At 35.9% G+C, this 16,475-nt stretch carries 31 protein-coding genes; 1 reads left to right on the plus strand and 30 read right to left on the minus strand.

Features of this window, described 5'->3' with window-relative positions; all coding sequences use genetic code 11:
* Nucleotides 1–146 precede the first annotated feature (146 nt).
* From rplQ to rpsJ, 29 genes are all read right to left on the minus strand, one after another.
* Entirely contained in the window at nucleotides 147–512 is a 366-nt protein-coding gene (gene rplQ / locus LQ622_RS07930; protein WP_037589012.1) for a 50S ribosomal protein L17, read from the minus strand.
* Between the two features lie 16 nt (nucleotides 513–528).
* Entirely contained in the window at nucleotides 529–1,473 is a 945-nt protein-coding gene (locus LQ622_RS07935) for a DNA-directed RNA polymerase subunit alpha (RefSeq protein ID WP_025906483.1), read from the minus strand.
* 82 nt (nucleotides 1,474–1,555) lie between these two features.
* Nucleotides 1,556–1,945, minus strand: a complete 390-nt coding sequence (rpsK, locus tag LQ622_RS07940) for a 30S ribosomal protein S11 (RefSeq protein ID WP_025906484.1) — start codon at nucleotides 1,943–1,945, stop codon at nucleotides 1,556–1,558.
* Nucleotides 1,946–1,967: 22 nt separating this feature from the next.
* Nucleotides 1,968–2,333, minus strand: coding sequence for a 30S ribosomal protein S13 (gene rpsM / locus LQ622_RS07945; RefSeq protein ID WP_037589013.1), 366 nt, complete (start codon nucleotides 2,331–2,333; stop codon nucleotides 1,968–1,970).
* A gap of 20 nt (nucleotides 2,334–2,353) precedes the next feature.
* Nucleotides 2,354–2,467, minus strand: coding sequence for a 50S ribosomal protein L36 (gene rpmJ, locus LQ622_RS07950; protein WP_003156543.1), 114 nt, complete (start codon nucleotides 2,465–2,467; stop codon nucleotides 2,354–2,356).
* Nucleotides 2,468–2,499: 32 nt separating this feature from the next.
* A complete protein-coding gene (gene infA, locus LQ622_RS07955; protein ID WP_001118443.1) occupies nucleotides 2,500–2,718 on the minus strand; it encodes a translation initiation factor IF-1 in 219 nt (72 codons plus the stop codon).
* Nucleotides 2,719–3,025: 307 nt separating this feature from the next.
* Nucleotides 3,026–3,673 (minus strand): adenylate kinase, encoded by a 648-nt coding sequence (locus LQ622_RS07960; RefSeq protein ID WP_025906780.1) that lies wholly within the window; start codon nucleotides 3,671–3,673, stop codon nucleotides 3,026–3,028.
* A gap of 18 nt (nucleotides 3,674–3,691) precedes the next feature.
* On the minus strand, nucleotides 3,692–4,993 hold the full coding sequence (secY, locus tag LQ622_RS07965; protein WP_239740465.1) for a preprotein translocase subunit SecY: 1,302 nt from the start codon (nucleotides 4,991–4,993) through the stop codon (nucleotides 3,692–3,694).
* Complete coding sequence (gene rplO, locus LQ622_RS07970) at nucleotides 4,993–5,433, minus strand: 50S ribosomal protein L15 (RefSeq protein WP_025906782.1); 441 nt, start codon at nucleotides 5,431–5,433, stop codon at nucleotides 4,993–4,995. Before rplO ends, secY begins: the two co-directional genes overlap by 1 nt.
* A 30-nt stretch (nucleotides 5,434–5,463) precedes the next feature.
* The gene (rpmD, locus tag LQ622_RS07975) at nucleotides 5,464–5,643 is read right to left on the minus strand and encodes a 50S ribosomal protein L30 (RefSeq protein ID WP_037589015.1); all 180 of its coding nucleotides are present in this window, start codon (nucleotides 5,641–5,643) and stop codon (nucleotides 5,464–5,466) included.
* Nucleotides 5,644–5,659: 16 nt separating this feature from the next.
* Nucleotides 5,660–6,160 carry a 30S ribosomal protein S5 gene (rpsE, locus tag LQ622_RS07980; RefSeq protein WP_037589016.1) on the minus strand — a complete coding sequence of 167 codons (501 nt, stop codon included), beginning with the start codon at nucleotides 6,158–6,160 and terminating at the stop codon, nucleotides 5,660–5,662.
* 18 nt (nucleotides 6,161–6,178) lie between these two features.
* Nucleotides 6,179–6,541: a 50S ribosomal protein L18 gene (gene rplR, locus LQ622_RS07985; protein WP_037589017.1), complete on the minus strand. Its 363-nt coding sequence runs from the start codon at nucleotides 6,539–6,541 to the stop codon at nucleotides 6,179–6,181.
* A gap of 27 nt (nucleotides 6,542–6,568) precedes the next feature.
* Nucleotides 6,569–7,105 (minus strand): 50S ribosomal protein L6, encoded by a 537-nt coding sequence (gene rplF / locus LQ622_RS07990; protein WP_025906786.1) that lies wholly within the window; start codon nucleotides 7,103–7,105, stop codon nucleotides 6,569–6,571.
* Nucleotides 7,106–7,134: 29 nt separating this feature from the next.
* Nucleotides 7,135–7,533, minus strand: a complete 399-nt coding sequence (gene rpsH / locus LQ622_RS07995) for a 30S ribosomal protein S8 (protein ID WP_025906787.1) — start codon at nucleotides 7,531–7,533, stop codon at nucleotides 7,135–7,137.
* Between the two features lie 29 nt (nucleotides 7,534–7,562).
* Complete coding sequence (locus tag LQ622_RS08000; protein ID WP_016998812.1) at nucleotides 7,563–7,748, minus strand: type Z 30S ribosomal protein S14; 186 nt, start codon at nucleotides 7,746–7,748, stop codon at nucleotides 7,563–7,565.
* A gap of 27 nt (nucleotides 7,749–7,775) precedes the next feature.
* Nucleotides 7,776–8,315 (minus strand): 50S ribosomal protein L5, encoded by a 540-nt coding sequence (rplE, locus tag LQ622_RS08005; protein WP_025906788.1) that lies wholly within the window; start codon nucleotides 8,313–8,315, stop codon nucleotides 7,776–7,778.
* A gap of 25 nt (nucleotides 8,316–8,340) precedes the next feature.
* Nucleotides 8,341–8,661 (minus strand): 50S ribosomal protein L24, encoded by a 321-nt coding sequence (gene rplX, locus LQ622_RS08010; protein WP_239762092.1) that lies wholly within the window; start codon nucleotides 8,659–8,661, stop codon nucleotides 8,341–8,343.
* Nucleotides 8,662–8,704: 43 nt separating this feature from the next.
* Nucleotides 8,705–9,073, minus strand: a complete 369-nt coding sequence (gene rplN / locus LQ622_RS08015) for a 50S ribosomal protein L14 (protein WP_016911102.1) — start codon at nucleotides 9,071–9,073, stop codon at nucleotides 8,705–8,707.
* Between the two features lie 33 nt (nucleotides 9,074–9,106).
* On the minus strand, nucleotides 9,107–9,370 hold the full coding sequence (gene rpsQ, locus LQ622_RS08020) for a 30S ribosomal protein S17 (protein WP_016911101.1): 264 nt from the start codon (nucleotides 9,368–9,370) through the stop codon (nucleotides 9,107–9,109).
* A 23-nt stretch (nucleotides 9,371–9,393) separates the two neighbouring features.
* The gene (rpmC, locus tag LQ622_RS08025) at nucleotides 9,394–9,609 is read right to left on the minus strand and encodes a 50S ribosomal protein L29 (protein WP_016998808.1); all 216 of its coding nucleotides are present in this window, start codon (nucleotides 9,607–9,609) and stop codon (nucleotides 9,394–9,396) included.
* Nucleotides 9,599–10,033, minus strand: a complete 435-nt coding sequence (rplP, locus tag LQ622_RS08030; protein WP_016998807.1) for a 50S ribosomal protein L16 — start codon at nucleotides 10,031–10,033, stop codon at nucleotides 9,599–9,601. Before rplP ends, rpmC begins: the two co-directional genes overlap by 11 nt.
* A gap of 2 nt (nucleotides 10,034–10,035) precedes the next feature.
* Nucleotides 10,036–10,689: a 30S ribosomal protein S3 gene (gene rpsC, locus LQ622_RS08035; RefSeq protein ID WP_025906790.1), complete on the minus strand. Its 654-nt coding sequence runs from the start codon at nucleotides 10,687–10,689 to the stop codon at nucleotides 10,036–10,038.
* A 28-nt stretch (nucleotides 10,690–10,717) separates the two neighbouring features.
* Nucleotides 10,718–11,074 (minus strand): 50S ribosomal protein L22, encoded by a 357-nt coding sequence (gene rplV, locus LQ622_RS08040; protein ID WP_025906791.1) that lies wholly within the window; start codon nucleotides 11,072–11,074, stop codon nucleotides 10,718–10,720.
* A gap of 25 nt (nucleotides 11,075–11,099) precedes the next feature.
* Nucleotides 11,100–11,378 carry a 30S ribosomal protein S19 gene (gene rpsS / locus LQ622_RS08045; RefSeq protein ID WP_025906792.1) on the minus strand — a complete coding sequence of 93 codons (279 nt, stop codon included), beginning with the start codon at nucleotides 11,376–11,378 and terminating at the stop codon, nucleotides 11,100–11,102.
* Between the two features lie 64 nt (nucleotides 11,379–11,442).
* Entirely contained in the window at nucleotides 11,443–12,276 is an 834-nt protein-coding gene (rplB, locus tag LQ622_RS08050; RefSeq protein WP_025906793.1) for a 50S ribosomal protein L2, read from the minus strand.
* A gap of 31 nt (nucleotides 12,277–12,307) precedes the next feature.
* On the minus strand, nucleotides 12,308–12,586 hold the full coding sequence (gene rplW / locus LQ622_RS08055; RefSeq protein WP_025906794.1) for a 50S ribosomal protein L23: 279 nt from the start codon (nucleotides 12,584–12,586) through the stop codon (nucleotides 12,308–12,310).
* Nucleotides 12,586–13,209, minus strand: a complete 624-nt coding sequence (gene rplD, locus LQ622_RS08060; RefSeq protein ID WP_025906795.1) for a 50S ribosomal protein L4 — start codon at nucleotides 13,207–13,209, stop codon at nucleotides 12,586–12,588. The genes rplW and rplD overlap by 1 nt, the downstream gene beginning before the upstream one ends.
* A 29-nt stretch (nucleotides 13,210–13,238) precedes the next feature.
* The gene (rplC, locus tag LQ622_RS08065) at nucleotides 13,239–13,901 is read right to left on the minus strand and encodes a 50S ribosomal protein L3 (protein ID WP_025906796.1); all 663 of its coding nucleotides are present in this window, start codon (nucleotides 13,899–13,901) and stop codon (nucleotides 13,239–13,241) included.
* A 31-nt stretch (nucleotides 13,902–13,932) separates the two neighbouring features.
* The gene (gene rpsJ, locus LQ622_RS08070) at nucleotides 13,933–14,241 is read right to left on the minus strand and encodes a 30S ribosomal protein S10 (protein ID WP_016998799.1); all 309 of its coding nucleotides are present in this window, start codon (nucleotides 14,239–14,241) and stop codon (nucleotides 13,933–13,935) included.
* Between the two features lie 316 nt (nucleotides 14,242–14,557).
* Here rpsJ and LQ622_RS08075 point away from each other — a divergent pair, with 316 nt between their 5' ends.
* Entirely contained in the window at nucleotides 14,558–14,926 is a 369-nt protein-coding gene (locus tag LQ622_RS08075; RefSeq protein WP_025906797.1) for a hypothetical protein, read from the plus strand.
* Nucleotides 14,927–14,981: 55 nt separating this feature from the next.
* Here LQ622_RS08075 and LQ622_RS08080 read toward each other — a convergent pair whose 3' ends face one another.
* Nucleotides 14,982–16,316 (minus strand): NCS2 family permease, encoded by a 1,335-nt coding sequence (locus LQ622_RS08080; RefSeq protein WP_239774919.1) that lies wholly within the window; start codon nucleotides 16,314–16,316, stop codon nucleotides 14,982–14,984.
* Between the last annotated feature and the right edge of the window lie 159 nt (nucleotides 16,317–16,475).

The following is a 16,475-nucleotide window of genomic DNA, read 5'->3' on the forward strand; positions in this document are numbered from 1 at the left end:
TTCAAATGTGGTGGAGTACTCTGAGCTAGACAATATCTATGTGTGGTAAACATTATCATTGCACTCATTTGCTTTGTGTGTGTTAAATAAATTGTATTTATATAGAAATGATTGAAGTGACTTTCGTCACTCCAATAAAGAATAGATTATACTAATTCAATAATTACTGATTCAGCACCGTCACCGCGACGTGGACCAACTTTCATGATACGAGTATATCCACCTTGACGCTCTTCATAGCGTGGCGCAACATCATTGAATAATTTTTGTAATGCAGTAATTGTTTTGTCATCTTCTAAGATTTTAACGTCACGAATCGTTTGAGCAGCTCTACGACGTGAAGCTAGATCACCTTTTTTACCTAAAGTAATTAAGTTATCAACAACTTTACGAAGTTCTTTAGCACGAGCTTCTGTAGTCTCGATACGTTCAGAAACGATAAGTTGAGTAGCTAAGTCACGTAACATTGCTTTACGTTGATCAGAAGTACGACCTAATTTTCTGTAACCCATGAATTAACCTCCTTTATTAGTCTTCTTTTCTTAAACCAAGACCAAGATCTTCTAATTTATATTTAACTTCTTCAAGAGACTTACGACCTAAGTTTCGAACTTTCATCATATCTGCCTCAGATTTGTCTGCTAATTCTTGTACAGAATTAATACCTGCACGTTTTAGACAGTTATAAGAACGTACTGATAAGTCTAATTCTTCGATAGACATTTCAAGTACTTTTTCTTTTTGATCTTCTTCTTTTTCAATCATGATTTCAGCATTTTGTGCTTCATCTGTTAAATTAACAAAAATGTTTAAGTGTTCAGTCATGATTTTAGCACCTAAAGAAACAGCTTCTTGAGGAGATAATGAACCATCTGTCCAAACATCGATTGTTAATTTATCATAATCACTACTTTGCCCTACACGTGTATTTTCAACTGTATAGTTCACACGATTTACTGGAGAATAAAGTGAGTCGATTGGAATGACACCAATTGGCAAATCACTTGTGTTATTTTGTTCAGCTAAAGCATATCCGCGACCTTTATTAGCAATTAAGCGCATCTTAAGGTGTCCACCTTTAGAAACTGTTGCAATTTTTAAATCTGGATTTAAAATTTCAACATCACTGTCATGCATGATATCTTTCGCAGTAACTTCACCTTCATCTTTAATATCGATTTCAAGTGTTTTGTCTTCTTCAGAGTAGATTTTTATAGCTAATTTCTTGATGTTCATAATGATAGTAGTAACATCCTCAACTACATTTTCAACTGCTGAGAATTCGTGAAGTACACCTTCAATTTCGATATTTTTAACTGCCGCACCTGGTAATGAAGATAATAGGATACGACGTAAGGAGTTGCCTAGTGTTGTACCATAACCACGTTCTAGCGGTTCAACAACGAACTTACCGAATGTAGAATCATCACTAACTTCTATTGTTTCAATTCTAGGTTTTTCGATTTCAATCATTTAAATATATCCTCCTTATAAACGTCGATTAAACTTTATTAATTTCTATCCAGTGACTCTTGAACATTAGAACTAACAAAAATTATACACGACGACGTTTTGGTGGACGACATCCGTTATGAGGAACTGGTGTTACGTCTTTGATTGCTGTGATTTCTAATCCAGCTGATTGTAACGCACGGATCGCTGATTCACGACCTGGGCCAGGACCTTTAACTGTTACTTCTACAGTTTTCAAACCGTGTTCCATAGCAGCTTTTGAAGCTGTTTCTGAAGCCATTTGAGCTGCAAAAGGTGTTGATTTTTTAGAACCTTTAAATCCTAACGCACCTGCTGAAGACCATGATAATGCATTACCGAAATCATCAGTGATCGTTACGATTGTATTGTTGAATGTTGAACGGATGTGAGCTACACCACTTTCAATATTCTTTTTAACTCTACGTTTACGAGAAACTTGTTTACGTGCCATTTATATGTGCCTCCTTTACTTATTATTTTTTCTTGTTCGCTACTGTTTTAACTGGTCCTTTACGCGTACGCGCATTGTTCTTAGTGTTTTGACCACGAACTGGTAAACCACGACGGTGGCGAATTCCACGGTATGAAGCGATTTCCATTAAACGTTTAATGTTTAAGTTTTTCTCACGACGAAGGTCACCTTCAACTTTGTAGCCATCTACAACTTCACGGATACGACCTAATTCGTCATCAGTTAAATCACGAACACGTGTGTCTTCAGATACGTTTGCTTCTTTAAGAATTTTTTGTGCTGTTGTTTTTCCGATACCATATACGTAAGTTAACGAGATTACTACGCGTTTCTCACGTGGTACGTCAATACCTGCAATACGAGCCATTTATTTACACCTCTCTTTTATTAGCCTTGTTTTTGTTTGTGTTTTGGATTTTCACAAATCACCATTACTTTACCTTTACGACGAATAACTTTACATTTTTCGCAAATTGGTTTTACTGATGGTCTTACTTTCATCTTTGTATACCTCCTTGTATTTGGAGTGACGATTATTTATAACGATAAGTGATTCTTCCGCGTGTTAGGTCATACGGAGACATTTCAACTGTTACTTTGTCGCCAGGTAGAATTCTAATATAGTTCATACGTATTTTACCACTAACGTGTGCTAAAATTTCATGTCCATTTTCTAATTCTACTTTAAACATAGCGTTTGGTAAAGTATCTAATACTGTACCTTCTAATTCGATTACATCTTGTTTAGCCATGATCATTTCCCCCTTTTTCTATTCATTCTAGTGAAATACAAAAGTATTTCATGTTTTAAAACCTGGTCCAAAATTAGAGACATACTTTAGGTGATTAAATCACATAGAATAAGCACAGGTTTATAAAATTGGGATGATTTAATACTTAAGATTTGCATTCGACAACACTTCAAATACTTATCGCTTCTTGTAATCACTCCGATTGTATTTCAAAAACCTAAATACTATCTTGATTCTTAAAATTGAACGCATTCACGCGTTCAAGAATCACCTAAAGTTAGGCGAATTCGGGGTGAAAGCGTCATTACTATAATGATTCAAGAATTTGAATAACATCTTCAGTAACATTATCAATTTGTCTAGAACCATCGATGTTTTTAAGGACACCTTGATTTTCATAGAAATCTAAAAGTGGTTTAGTTTGTTTAACATTAACACTTAAACGATTTGCTACTGTTTCAGGGTTATCATCTTCACGTTGATATAATTTACCACCATCAAGATCACAAACACCTTCAACTTTTGGTGGATTAAATACTAAATGATAAGTTGTTCCACATACTTCACAAATTCTTCTACCAGTTAAACGATTCATAAGTTCTTCTTCCGCAACTTCGATGTTGATAACAGCATCTACTTTACGATCTAAGTCACTTAAAATTTCATTTAATGCATCAGCTTGTTCAACTGTACGAGGAAAACCATCTAGTAAAAATCCTTTTTTCGCATCTTCTTCAGCTAGTCTTTCTCTAACGATACCTATAGTCACTTCATCTGGTACAAGTTCCCCGCGATCCATATAAGATTTAGCCTCTTTACCAAGGTCAGTCTCTTCTTTGATCGCTTTACGGAACATATCACCAGTTGAGATATGAGGAATAGGGTATTTCTTAACAATTTCACTCGCTTGAGTACCTTTACCTGCTCCAGGTAAACCCATTAAAATGATGTTCATAAAAACCCTCCTACTTGCTTATCGTCTTCTAAAGCCTCTATATTCACGTTGATTGAGTTGAGCTTCTAAAGTTTTCATTGTTTCAATTGCAACACCGATAACGATTAGTAAGCTAGTACCACCAACTTGTATTGCTTGAGGTAAATTCATTAACTTAATTGCTAAAATCGGAATAATAGAAATTACAGCTAAGAAAATTGATCCCACAAACGTTAAACGATAAAGCACTTTAGTAATGTATTTTTTAGTTTGATCTCCAGGTCTAATACCTGGTACATAACTACCTTGTTTTTGTAAGTTTTCAGCCATCTTATCAGGATTAACCTGAACAAATGCATAAAAGTATGCGAAAGCTATAATTAAAATAACATATACAATCATACCAATATTATGTGATGGATCAGCATAATTTGTAATTGTTTGCGCCCATTCTTGATCCGGGAAGAACAATGTTAATGTCTTCGGAAGCATGAAGAATGCCATCGCAAAGATTACAGGAATTACACCTGCTGAGTTAACTTTTAAAGGTAAGTATGTTGCGTTTGCAGATAATGAACCACCTGCACCTTGAGTTTGGCGTTTAGCATATTGAATAGGAATTTTACGAATTGCTTGTAGTACATAAACTGCACCAACAGTTAGTAAAATCATACCTACGAATAAACCAATCGCTTTTAACCAAGCCATAGTTGTATCATCTGCACCAACAAAACTTTGTTGGTAGAACTGAATTAATGAGTTTGGCATTGAAGATAAAATACCAGCGAAGATAATAATAGAAATACCATTACCTACACCAAATTGTGTTATCTGTTCACCTAACCACATTAAGAAAGCTGTTCCTGCAGTTAAAACAAGTGCTATTAACACATAATTTAACACTGAAGTATTTTGAATTAAATTACCACCAAGCATATTATTAAATGAATACGACATACCTAAGCCTTGAACAAAGGCTAATACAATTGTGAAGTAACGTGTAAATTGATTAATCTTTTTACGACCAACTTCACCTTGTTTAGACCATTCTGTAAACTTAGGTACAACATCCATTTGTAATAATTGCATTACGATTGAAGCAGTAATGTAAGGCATAATACCCATCGCTAAAATTGAGAAGTTCTGCAAGGCACCTCCACCGAATGTGTTAAACAAATCGGTAATACCTTGCGAACCTTTATTTTGATTAAAAGCATCTGGATTAACACCAGGGGCTGGAATGTAAGTTCCAACTTTAAATATAACGAGCATTGCTAGTGTGAATAATATCTTGTTACGAATATCTTTAGTCTTCAAAAAACTAATGATCGTTTCAAACATTAGATCACCTCATGCGTTCCGCCCTTACCTTCGATTGCTTCAATAGCTGAAGCTGAGAATTTATGAGCTTTTATTGTTAATTTCTTTTCTAATGAACCGTTTCCTAAAACTTTAACGCCAGATTTTTCAGATTTAACAACACCTGATTCTACTAATAACGCTGGTGTAACTTCAGTTCCTTCTTCGAAACGATTTAATTGATCAAGATTAACAATTGCATATTCTTTACGGTTGATGTTAGTGAATCCACGTTTTGGTAAACGACGGAATAATGGTAATTGACCACCTTCGAAACCTAAACGAACACCGCCACCTGAACGTGCTTTTTGACCTTTAGTACCACGACCACTTGTTTTACCGTTACCTGTAGCCATACCACGACCTACACGGTTACGTTCTTTACGAGCACCTTTAACTGGTTTCAACTCATGTAATTTCATTTTGGCACCTCCTTAATACTTTAGATGAATTTATTTTTCAGTAACTTTTACTAAGTGACTTACTTTGTTGATTTGCCCACGAATCGCAGGATTATCTTCAACTACTACAGTTGAGTTTGTTTTTTTAAGTCCTAGCGCTTGAACTGTCTTACGTTGAGTTTCAGGACGACCAATAACGCTACGAGTGAGGGTAATTTCTAATTTAGCCATAGTGTTTGTTCCCTCCTTAATTTAATAATTCTTCTACTGATTTACCGCGTAGACTAGCTACTTCTTCGGCATTTTTAAGTTCTTTAAGTCCTTCAATTGTAGCACGAACCATGTTGATTGGTGTGTTAGAACCTAATGATTTACTTAAGATATCAGTGATACCAGCTAGTTCTAATACGGCACGAACTGGTCCACCTGCAATAACACCTGTACCAGGTGCTGCTGGTTTAATTAAAACACGACCTGCACCAAAACGTCCAATAACTTGGTGAGGAGTTGTTCCTTCAACACGTGGAACTGTTACTAATTCTTTCTTAGCATCTTCTACTGCTTTTTTAATAGCTTCAGGTACCTCTTGAGCTTTACCAGTACCGAAACCTACGCGACCATTTTTATCTCCAACAACTACTAAAGCTGTAAAACGGAAACGACGACCACCTTTAACTACTTTAGCTACACGGTTAATCGTAACTACGCGCTCTTCAAATTCTTTAACTTCTTGTTCTTTACGACGCATGAGTGTCCCTCCTTTAAATTAAAATTGAAGTCCGTTTTCACGAGCTGCATCAGCTAATGCTTTGATACGTCCGTGGTATAAATATCCTCCACGATCAAATACTACAGCGTCAACGCCTTTTTCAGCGGCACGTTTTGCAACGATTTCGCCTACTTTAGCAGCTGCTTCTACATTACCTGATTGCTCTAAATTAAATTCTTTATCTACAGTTGATGCTTGAGCGATTGTTACACCGTTTAAGTCATCAATTACTTGAGCATAAATATGTTTGTTTGAACGATATACGTTTAAACGTGGCTTTTCGCTTGTACCAGCTAATTTAGCACGTACACGAGCATGTCTTTTCAAACGAACTTTATTTTTGTCGATTTTAGCGATCATGTTAGTGCTCCTTTCTTATCTTAATGATTACTTACCAGTTTTACCTTCTTTACGACGAACATATTCGCCTTCGTAACGAATACCTTTACCTTTATAAGGTTCTGGTGGACGGATTGAACGGATATAAGATGCAATTGCACCAACACGTTCTTTAGAAATACCTTCTACTTTAACTTTAGTGTTTTTCTCTACTGATAATGTAATTCCATCTTCAGCAACGATTTCTACAGGGTGAGAATAACCAACGTTTAAGATGATATTTTTACCTTGCATTTGGGCACGGTAACCAACACCAATAAGTTCTAAGTTTTTCTCGAAACCTTTAGATACACCTTCAATCATGTTAGCGATTAACGCACGAGTTGTACCATGGATTGTTTTATGTTCTTTAGAGTCAGATGGACGTACAACTTCTAAGCTGTTGTCCTCTTGTTTATATGTCATTTCTTCATTAAAAGTACTAGTTAGTTCACCTTTAGATCCTTTAACTGTTACTGTGTTACCTTCGATAGTAACTGTAACGTCTGAAGGGATCTCAATAATTTTCTTACCAACACGGCTCATTATGTGGGCACCTCCTTATAATTTTATAATTACCAGATATAAGCTAATACTTCTCCACCGATTCCACGTTGTCTAGCATCTTTATCAGTTAAAACACCTTCAGATGTAGAAACAAGTGCAATACCTAAACCGTTAAGAACTTTTGGAAGTTCGTCAGCTTTAGCATATACACGTAAACCTGGTTTAGAAATACGTTTTAATCCTGTGATAACGCGCTCGTTGTTTTGACCATATTTAAGGAACATACGGATAACACCTTGCTTATCATCTTCGATATATTCTACGCTTTTTACGAATCCTTCTTTTTTAAGGATTTCTGCGATTTCTTTTTTAATGTTTGATGCAGGTAACTCTAATTTTTCGTGACGTACCATGTTTGCGTTACGCACGCGAGTTAACATATCTGCAATTGGATCTGACATTGTCATTTGTGTTTCCTCCTTTCATTCTTTTGAGTTTACCAGCTAGCTTTACGTACGCCAGGGATTTGGCCTTTGTATGCTAGTTCACGGAAACAAATACGGCAAAGTTTGAATTTACGATATACTGAGTGTGGACGTCCACAACGTTCACAACGAGTGTATTCACGAACTCCGAATTTTTGTTTACGTTGTTGTTTAGCGATCATTGATTTTTTAGCCACTTAATTAGCCTCCTTTATAATTAGAGATTACTTTTGAAATGGCATACCGAATTGTGTTAACAATTCACGAGCTTCCTCGTCAGTGTTAGCAGTTGTAACGATAACGATATCCATTCCTCGTACTTTACTTACTTTATCATAGTCGATTTCAGGGAAAATTAATTGTTCCTTAACACCTAAAGTGTAATTTCCACGACCGTCGAATGCTTTTTTAGAGATACCACGGAAGTCACGTACACGTGGTAATGAAACTGAGATTAATTTATCAAAGAATTCATACATTCTTTCTCCACGTAATGTAACTTTTGCACCGATTGGCATACCTTCACGAAGACGGAAAGTCGCAATAGATTTTTTAGCTTTAGTTACTAATGGTTTTTGACCAGTGATTGCTTGAAGTTCTTCAACTGCAGAGTCTAAAACTTTAGAGTTTTGAACTGCATCACCGATACCCATGTTTACAACTATTTTTTCGATTTTTGGTACTTCCATAACTGAACTATAGTTAAATTTCTTAACTAACTCAGCAGAAATTTCATTATTAAACTTTTCTTTTAAACGTGTCAAAGTGGATCCTCCTTTCACTTAATAATTATTCGTTTGATGATTTGATTTCTTCGCCAGATTTTTTAGCGATACGAACTTTTTTACCATCTACTACTTTGTATCCAACGCGAGTTGGTTCATTTGTCTTAGGATCAAGTAATTGAACGTTTGATACGTGGATAGTACCTTCTGTTTCTAAGATACCACCTTCTGGATTGAACTGAGTTGGTTTTTGGTGTTTTTTAATGATATTAACACCTTCTACAACTACGCGTTCTTTCTTAGGTAATGCTTCTAAAACTTTACCAGTTTTACCTTTATCTTTACCTGAGATAACGATTACGTTGTCACCTTTACGTATGTGCATGTGTAGGCACCTCCTTAGGAATTTTGTTTTTTATCATTATAGATTAAAGTACCTCTGGCGCTAGAGAAACGATCTTCATGAAGTTACCTTCACGTAATTCACGCGCTACAGGACCGAATATACGTGTACCACGTGGACCTTTGTCATCACGGATGATTACACATGCATTTTCGTCAAATTTGATGTAAGAGCCATCTTCACGACGTACACCTGATTTAGTACGTACAACAACAGCTTTAACAACTTCACCTTTTTTAACAACGCCACCTGGTGTAGCATTTTTAACAGTAACGACGATTACATCACCAATGTTAGCTGTCTTACGACCAGATCCGCCTAAAACTTTAATTGTTAATACTTCACGAGCACCAGAGTTGTCTGCTACTTTTAAACGTGTTTCTTGTTGGATCATCTTTGTTTGACCTCCCTTATCTTTATACTTCTATTAAATAATTACTGATTCTTCAACGATTTCAACTAGACGGAAACGTTTAGTTGATGATAAAGGACGTGTTTCTGCAATCTTAACGATATCGCCCATTTTTGCTGAATTGTTTTCATCATGCGTTTTATATTTTTTTGAATATTTTACGCGTTTACCATATAATTTATGAGTTTTGTATGTTTCAACAACTACTGTAATAGTTTTATCCATTTTATCTGAAACTACTTTACCAACGTAAACTTTGCGGTCATTTCTTTCACTCACAGTAATGAACCTCCTCTACTTGATTATTTATTATCTGCTGCTTTCTCTTCTTCGATTTCTCTTTCGCGAACGATTGTTTTTAGACGTGCAATCGTCTTTTTAACTTTTCGAATGTTAGCAGTCTCTTCAAGTTGACCAGTTGCTAACTGAAAGCGTAAGTTGAATAATTGCTCTTTAGCTTCTTTGATTTCTTTTTCAATTTCAGTAGTGGTTAAATTTCTGATATCCTTAGCTTTCATTTGTGTCACCACCCAATTCTTCACGTTTTACAAACTTAGATTTAACTGGAAGTTTGTGTGCTGCAAGACGTAATGCTTCACGTGCAACTTCTTCTTGAACACCTGCAACTTCGAACAAGATACGTCCTGGTTTAACTACTGCTACCCATCCTTCAACTGCACCTTTACCTGAACCCATACGTACTTCTAAAGGTTTTTTAGTATATGGTGTATGTGGGAATATTTTGATCCATACTTTTCCGCCACGTTTCATGTAACGTGTCATTGCGATACGAGCTGATTCGATTTGACGAGAAGTAATCCAAGCTGCTGTTTGAGCTTGTAAACCGTACTCACCAAATGTTACTTCATTTCCGCCTTTTGAACGACCAGTTGTTTTTGGACGATGTTGACGACGGAATTTAACACGCTTTGGTAATAACATTATTATTTTCCTCCTTCACTAGACTTCTTTGTAGGAAGAACTTCTCCACGGTAGATCCATACTTTAACACCTAATTTACCGTAAGTAGTGTCGGCTTCTTCATGTGCGAAATCAATGTCTGCACGTAATGTATGAAGTGGAACAGTTCCTTCTGAATATTGTTCTGCACGAGCGATATCTGCGCCACCTAAACGACCAGATACTTGAGTTTTGATACCTTTAGCTCCCAATTTCATAGCACGTTGGATAGCTTGTTTTTGAGCACGACGGAAAGATACACGGTTTTCTAATTGACGAGCAATGTTATTTGCTACCAATGTTGCATCTAAATCAACTTTTTTGATTTCGATAACGTTGATGTGTACTTTTTTGTTAGTCAATGCGTTTAATTTGTTACGTAATTTTTCAATTTCTGAACCGCCTTTACCAATAACCATACCTGGTTTACCAGTGTGGATAGCGATATTGATACGGTTTGCTGCACGTTCAATTTCAACACTTGAAACTGAAGCTTCTTTTAATGCTTCTGCGATATATTTACGAACTTTTAAGTCTTCATGTAAAAGTGTTGCGAAGTCTTTGCCTGCATACCACTTTGCTTCCCAGTCACGAATTACACCGACACGAAGTCCGATTGGATTAATTTTTTGACCCACTATATTCCCTCCTTAATGATTTAGTTAATTATGCTTCTTTAACTTCTTTAGCTTCTTTTTCGCCAACTACGATTGTAATATGGCTAGTACGTTTGTTAATCGCACTTGCACGACCTTGTGCACGTGGACGGAAACGTTTCAATGTAGGTCCTTCATTAGCGTAAGCTTCTTTTACTACTAATGTGTCAGGATTTAAATCATAATTATGTTCTGCATTTGCTAATGCTGACATTAATAATTTTTCAACAACAGGTGATGTTGCTTTGTTTGTTAATTTTAAGATGGCAATTGCTTCTGCCACTTCTTTACCTCTAATAAGATCTAAAACTAATCTCACTTTACGAGGTGCGATTCTTATTGTTCTAGCAACCGCTTTTGCTTCCATTGTGACTTCCTCCTCTTTTTAGAAATTAGCGTTTAGTCTTTTTGTCGTCTGCAGCATGACCTTTATAAGTACGTGTAGGTGCAAACTCTCCTAATTTATGTCCAACCATATCTTCAGTAATGAAAACTGGCACATGTTTACGACCATCATATACTGCTATTGTATGTCCGATGAAGTTAGGAAATACTGTTGAACGACGAGACCATGTTTTAATAACTGATTTTTTTTCACCTTCGTTTTGAGCTTCAACTTTTTTCATTAAATGATCATCAACGAAAGGTCCTTTTTTAAGACTACGAGCCATTATGGCGCCTCCCTTCTTATTTAATGCGCGCGGCATCTAAGCCGCACACGTAAATAAGGTATTATTATTTTTTCTTACGACCACGAACGATAAATTTAGATGAACGTTGGTTTTGTTTACGAGTTTTCTTACCAAGTGTTGGTTTGCCCCATGGAGACATTGGTGATTTAAGACCGATTGGTGTACGACCTTCACCACCACCGTGAGGGTGATCGTTAGGGTTCATTACAGAACCACGAACTGTAGGACGTTTACCCATCCATCTAGAACGACCAGCTTTACCAATTGTGATTAATTCGTGTTGTTCGTTACCAACTTGACCGATTGTTGCACGACAAGTAGATAAGATCATACGAACTTCACCTGATTTAAGACGAACTAGTACGTATTTACCTTCTTTACCAAGTACTTGAGCACTTGTACCAGCTGAACGGACTAATTGTCCACCTTTACCTGGTTTTAATTCGATATTGTGAATTGTAGTACCAACTGGGATATCAGTTAATGCTAATGCATTACCTACTTTGATATCTGCATCTGGACCATTGAATACTTCTTGTCCTACTTTTAATCCTTTAGGAGCAATGATATATCTTTTTTCACCATCTGCGTATACTAATAATGCGATATTAGCTGAACGGTTTGGATCATACTCGATAGTTGCTACTTTAGCAGGAATTCCATCTTTGTTACGTTTGAAATCAATTACACGGTATTGACGTTTATGACCGCCACCTCTGTGACGAACTGTCAATTTACCTTGGTTGTTACGTCCCGCTTTTCTCGGAAGCGGTTGTAATAAAGACTTTTCAGGAGTCGTTGATGTAATTTCAGCGAAATCTGAAGATGTCATATTACGACGACCATTTGTAATTGGCTTATACTTTTTAAGAGCCATTGTCGTTTTACCTCCTTAATGGTAATTGTTTTTAGTTAAATAGGTCTATTGAAGAACCTTCTTTTAGAGTTACGATTGCTTTACGACGTTTGTTAGTGAAACCATTGTAACGACCAACACGTTTAGCTTTTGCTTTAACGTTCATGATATTTACTGTATCAACTTTCACGTCGAAAATTTCTTCGATTGCGATTTTTACTTGTGTTTTGTTTGCACGTGTATCTACATCAAATGTGTATTTATCTAAAGCCATATCTGATGAAGATTTTTCTGTGATTACGGGGCGCTTAATAACATCTCTTGCTTCCATTATGCGAGCACCTCCTCTACTTTATCCACTGCTGCTTTAGTTATTACGACTTTACTAGAATCTAAGATATCTAATACGTTTAAGCTTTGAGCGTCGATAACTTTAACACCTGGAATGTTACGAGCTGATAATTCAACGTTGCTGTCTACAGTATCAACGATGAATAAAACTTTCTTAGAAAGTTCTAAGTTGCTCATTACATTTTTGAATTCTTTTGTTTTAGGTGCATCAAAGTTGAATGCTTCTAAAACTGTTAATTCGTTACCACTTACTTTTGAAGATAATGCAGAACGTAATGCTAAACGACGCATTTTCTTAGGCATTTTGTAAGAATAACTTCTTGGTGTAGGACCGAATACGATACCACCACCACGCCATTGTGGCGCACGGATTGTACCTTGACGAGCACGACCTGTACCTTTTTGTTTCCAAGGTTTACGTCCACCACCACGAACTGCTGAACGATTTTTAACTGCGTGAGTACCTTGGCGTAATGAAGCACGTTGTAAGTTGACTGCTTCGAATAATACGTGTTGGTTTGGTTCGATACCAAATACACTATCATTTAATTCGATAGAACCTGATTTTGATCCATCTACTTTTAATACATCAATATTAGCCATAATGTTGTTTCCTCCTTTCACCTAAATAATTATTTATTACCTTTTTTAATTGAAGTTGTAAGTTTTACTAAACCTTTTTTAGGACCTGGCACGTTACCTTTAACTAAAATTACGTTATTTTCTGCATCAACTTTAACTACTTCTAAGTTTTGCATAGTAACTGTGTTTCCGCCCATACGGCCTGGTAATTCTTTACCTTTAAATACTTTAGAAGCATCTGAAGCCATACCCATTGAACCAGAGCCTCTGTGGTAACGAGAACCGTGACTCATTGGTCCACGAGAGAAACCGTGGCGTTTAATAGAGCCTTGGAAACCTTTACCTTTTGAAACGCCTGTTGCATCAATAATGTCTCCTGCTTGGAAAGTATCTACAGTGACTTCTTGACCTACCTCGTATGCTGAAACATCAATGTTTCTGAATTCACGAGTGAAGCGCTTAGGTGCTGTACCTGCTTTTTTAGCATGGCCTTCAGCAGCTTTAGTAGCATATTTGTTAGATTTACGATCTTTTTTATATGCTTGTTTGTCTTCAAAACCGATTTGAACAGCGTTGTAGCCGTCTACTTCTTCAGTTTTAGTTTGTAATACTACGTTTTGACTAGCTTCTACTACAGTAACTGGTATTAATTCACCGTTTTCTGCGAATACTTGAGTCATTCCAATTTTTCTTCCTAAGATTCCTTTGGTCATCGAAAGTCGCACCTCCTGTTATTTTAATGAATTATAATTTGATTTCGATGTCTACACCTGATGGTAAGTTTAAGCCCATAAGAGCATCAACTGTTTTTGGTGTAGGGTTAAGAATGTCGATTAAACGTTTATGCGTACGTTGTTCGAATTGTTCACGTGAGTCTTTGTACTTATGAACGGCACGGATTACAGTATAAACTGATTTCTCAGTTGGTAATGGAATCGGACCAGACACTTGAGCTCCTGAACGTTTAGCTGTTTCAACAATTTTCTCTGCTGATTGATCGATCATGCGGTGATCATACGCTTTTAAACGGATACGAATTTTTTGTTTTGCCATAATTTTCCCTCCTTGTTCGTCTACTTTATAGTGATAGACTTCTCCACGAAAACTCTCTCACACACCGCCATGGCAAAGCGGCCGGGTGTGTCAGTAACCTCTCGCTTCATCGCTTCTTAAAGTCCAACATTAGATATGATACATGATTTATTTCTATTAATCAATAGATAACCATATATTTTTTCTAATTTCATCTAACACATACCCAAGTATTATAACGGATTATGCGTTCTTTTTCAATAGGTAAAATTTAAATAGATAATTTGTAATCAAAATGTTATAATATAACAAGCAATTTTAACTAGGTGGTGAAATCATGAAAAGAGGAATTAAATCAGTGTTGCTAGTTCTTTCTATTATATTAGTTGTATCTGAGTTATTATTAGCCATTCCTTTTCTAGGTGGAGGAATCGTTCTTTCAACTGGTTATAATGCTTTGGTACTTAATGGAACGTTATACTTTATTACGACACTTATCCTATTAATAGATAACCAGAATTCTGTTAAAGTAATATTTGTTATTCCATTAATCGGACTAATCGCTAGCTTTGTTGCAATCATTCCTATTATTGGCTGGTTATTACATATCGTAATGGTCGTTTTAATGATCATCTTCTTATTTACGATTATAATTGCCCCAGTATATATCCCATCTAAATATTACAAGACTACTTATAAAAGTTAATATATAAATAGAAAGCCACGAGACTTCATTAAATGAAATCTCGTGGCTTTTTTTATTATGCATGTACAAATACAAAGTAAGCGACAAAGACGAAGAATAAACCGTACATAATTGGGTGAATTTCTTTATGTCTTTTTGCTACGATCATTGTAATTGGGTAGAATATAAATCCACACGCGATACCTGTTGCAATTGAATATGTTAAAGGCATCATAATCATTGTTAAGAAAGCTGGTACTGCTATCTCAAATTTTTGCCAATCAATTTTACCTAAGTTACTAACCATCAATACACCTACTATAACTAGTGCTGGTGCTGTAACCGCACTTGTAACAACTGCCATTAATGGTGAGAATAATAATGCTGCCAAGAAACAAATACCTGTTACAACACTTGCGAATCCTGTACGTGCACCAACTGCAACACCTGCACTAGATTCTATATAACTTGTTGTAGTTGAAGTACCAAATATTGCACCTACAATTGTTGCTAATGAATCAGAGAATAATGCTTTACCTGCTCTAGGTAATTTATTATCTTTCATTAAACCAGCTTGGTTTGCAACCGCAACTAACGTTCCTGCAGTATCAAAGAAATCTATAAATAAGAAAGTTAAAACGACAATTAAGAATTGTACATTAAATATAGTAGATAAATCACCAAACGCTTCGAATGCTGCACCAAATGTTGGTGATACACTTGGTACCTTCCCTACTATACTATCTGGCATTGCAATTAAGCCTGTAATTAATCCCGCAATAGCTGTTAAGACCATTCCGATGAAAATTGCTCCTGGTAATTTTTTAGCCATTAATATAATAGTAATGATAATACCAAATACTGCTAATAGTACTTCTGGGTTATGCATTGTTCCAAGAGTAACTAAAGTTGAATCTTCTTTTTTAACAATACCTGCTCCTTGTAAACCTACAAAGGTAATAAACAATCCTATACCGGCAGATACAGCCATCTTTAATTCAAATGGTATTGCATTGATAATAACCTCTCGTAAACCACTCATCGTTAATATCGCAAATATAACACCTGAGAATAGTACGCCCGTTAAACCAGTTTGCCATGGAATACCCATTGTAAGCACAACTGTAAACGCGAAAAATGCATTTAATCCCATACCTGGTGCTAAAGCTATCGGGTATTTCGCTATGATACCCATAAATAAACAACCAACTAATGCTGCTAACGCTGTAGCAACAAACACAGAACCTTGGTCCATTCTCATTGAATCAGGTACATTTTCAACACTTACCAAACTTAACATTGATGGGTTAACTGCTAATATGTATGCCATAGATAAGAATGTTGTTAAACCACCAAGAATTTCTCTTTTGTAATTTGTTCCCAATTCATCAAACTTAAAGTAACGTTTCATCATAAGACTCCTTTATTAATTTCAACACTGTACATTGTATTACTGGGAACATCAAAAATCAATACTTTTTACGAACATTTATATAATTAAATTTATTTATGTTCGTGTTATAGTTCGGTTTTTACGCTTTATAATCCGTGACAGTACGCTTCTAGCCAA

Source organism: Mammaliicoccus sp. N-M50, from assembly GCF_022386995.1.
GTDB lineage: Bacteria > Bacillota > Bacilli > Staphylococcales > Staphylococcaceae > Mammaliicoccus > Mammaliicoccus sciuri_A.

What these genes read in the sequence shown, in the direction of transcription:
- rpsK (WP_025906484.1), bottom strand. Translation starts at nt 1,945, where the DNA reads ATGGCACGTAAACAAGTTTCTCGTAAACGTAGAGTTAAAAAGAATATT.
- rplN (WP_016911102.1), bottom strand. Translation starts at nt 9,073, where the DNA reads ATGATCCAACAAGAAACACGTTTAAAAGTAGCAGACAACTCTGGTGCT.
- rplC (WP_025906796.1), bottom strand. Translation starts at nt 13,901, where the DNA reads ATGACCAAAGGAATCTTAGGAAGAAAAATTGGAATGACTCAAGTATTC.
- rpsM (WP_037589013.1), bottom strand. Translation starts at nt 2,333, where the DNA reads ATGGCTCGTATTGCAGGTATTGACGTACCACGTGAGAAACGCGTAGTA.
- LQ622_RS08075 (WP_025906797.1), top strand. Translation starts at nt 14,558, where the DNA reads ATGAAAAGAGGAATTAAATCAGTGTTGCTAGTTCTTTCTATTATATTA.
- rpmC (WP_016998808.1), bottom strand. Translation starts at nt 9,609, where the DNA reads ATGAAAGCTAAGGATATCAGAAATTTAACCACTACTGAAATTGAAAAA.
- LQ622_RS08080 (WP_239774919.1), bottom strand. Translation starts at nt 16,316, where the DNA reads ATGAAACGTTACTTTAAGTTTGATGAATTGGGAACAAATTACAAAAGA.
- rplP (WP_016998807.1), bottom strand. Translation starts at nt 10,033, where the DNA reads ATGTTATTACCAAAGCGTGTTAAATTCCGTCGTCAACATCGTCCAAAA.
- rplO (WP_025906782.1), bottom strand. Translation starts at nt 5,433, where the DNA reads ATGAAATTACATGAGTTGAAACCAGTTAAAGGTGCTCGTAAAGAACGT.
- rplD (WP_025906795.1), bottom strand. Translation starts at nt 13,209, where the DNA reads ATGGCTAATATTGATGTATTAAAAGTAGATGGATCAAAATCAGGTTCT.
- secY (WP_239740465.1), bottom strand. Translation starts at nt 4,993, where the DNA reads ATGTTTGAAACGATCATTAGTTTTTTGAAGACTAAAGATATTCGTAAC.
- rplR (WP_037589017.1), bottom strand. Translation starts at nt 6,541, where the DNA reads ATGATCGCTAAAATCGACAAAAATAAAGTTCGTTTGAAAAGACATGCT.
- rpsH (WP_025906787.1), bottom strand. Translation starts at nt 7,533, where the DNA reads ATGACAATGTCAGATCCAATTGCAGATATGTTAACTCGCGTGCGTAAC.
- rpsJ (WP_016998799.1), bottom strand. Translation starts at nt 14,241, where the DNA reads ATGGCAAAACAAAAAATTCGTATCCGTTTAAAAGCGTATGATCACCGC.
- LQ622_RS07935 (WP_025906483.1), bottom strand. Translation starts at nt 1,473, where the DNA reads ATGATTGAAATCGAAAAACCTAGAATTGAAACAATAGAAGTTAGTGAT.
- rplQ (WP_037589012.1), bottom strand. Translation starts at nt 512, where the DNA reads ATGGGTTACAGAAAATTAGGTCGTACTTCTGATCAACGTAAAGCAATG.
- rplW (WP_025906794.1), bottom strand. Translation starts at nt 12,586, where the DNA reads ATGGAAGCAAGAGATGTTATTAAGCGCCCCGTAATCACAGAAAAATCT.
- rpmD (WP_037589015.1), bottom strand. Translation starts at nt 5,643, where the DNA reads ATGGCTAAATTAGAAATTACCCTCACTCGTAGCGTTATTGGTCGTCCT.
- rplB (WP_025906793.1), bottom strand. Translation starts at nt 12,276, where the DNA reads ATGGCTCTTAAAAAGTATAAGCCAATTACAAATGGTCGTCGTAATATG.
- rplV (WP_025906791.1), bottom strand. Translation starts at nt 11,074, where the DNA reads ATGGAAGCAAAAGCGGTTGCTAGAACAATAAGAATCGCACCTCGTAAA.
- rpsE (WP_037589016.1), bottom strand. Translation starts at nt 6,160, where the DNA reads ATGCGTCGTAAAGAACAAGAAGTTAAAGAATTTGAAGAGCGCGTAGTT.
- rplX (WP_239762092.1), bottom strand. Translation starts at nt 8,661, where the DNA reads ATGCACATACGTAAAGGTGACAACGTAATCGTTATCTCAGGTAAAGAT.
- LQ622_RS07960 (WP_025906780.1), bottom strand. Translation starts at nt 3,673, where the DNA reads ATGAACATCATTTTAATGGGTTTACCTGGAGCAGGTAAAGGTACTCAA.
- rplF (WP_025906786.1), bottom strand. Translation starts at nt 7,105, where the DNA reads ATGAGCCGTGTTGGTAAGAAAATTATTGAGATCCCTTCAGACGTTACA.
- infA (WP_001118443.1), bottom strand. Translation starts at nt 2,718, where the DNA reads ATGGCTAAACAAGATGTAATCGAATTAGAAGGTACAGTATTAGATACT.
- rpsS (WP_025906792.1), bottom strand. Translation starts at nt 11,378, where the DNA reads ATGGCTCGTAGTCTTAAAAAAGGACCTTTCGTTGATGATCATTTAATG.
- rpmJ (WP_003156543.1), bottom strand. Translation starts at nt 2,467, where the DNA reads ATGAAAGTAAGACCATCAGTAAAACCAATTTGCGAAAAATGTAAAGTT.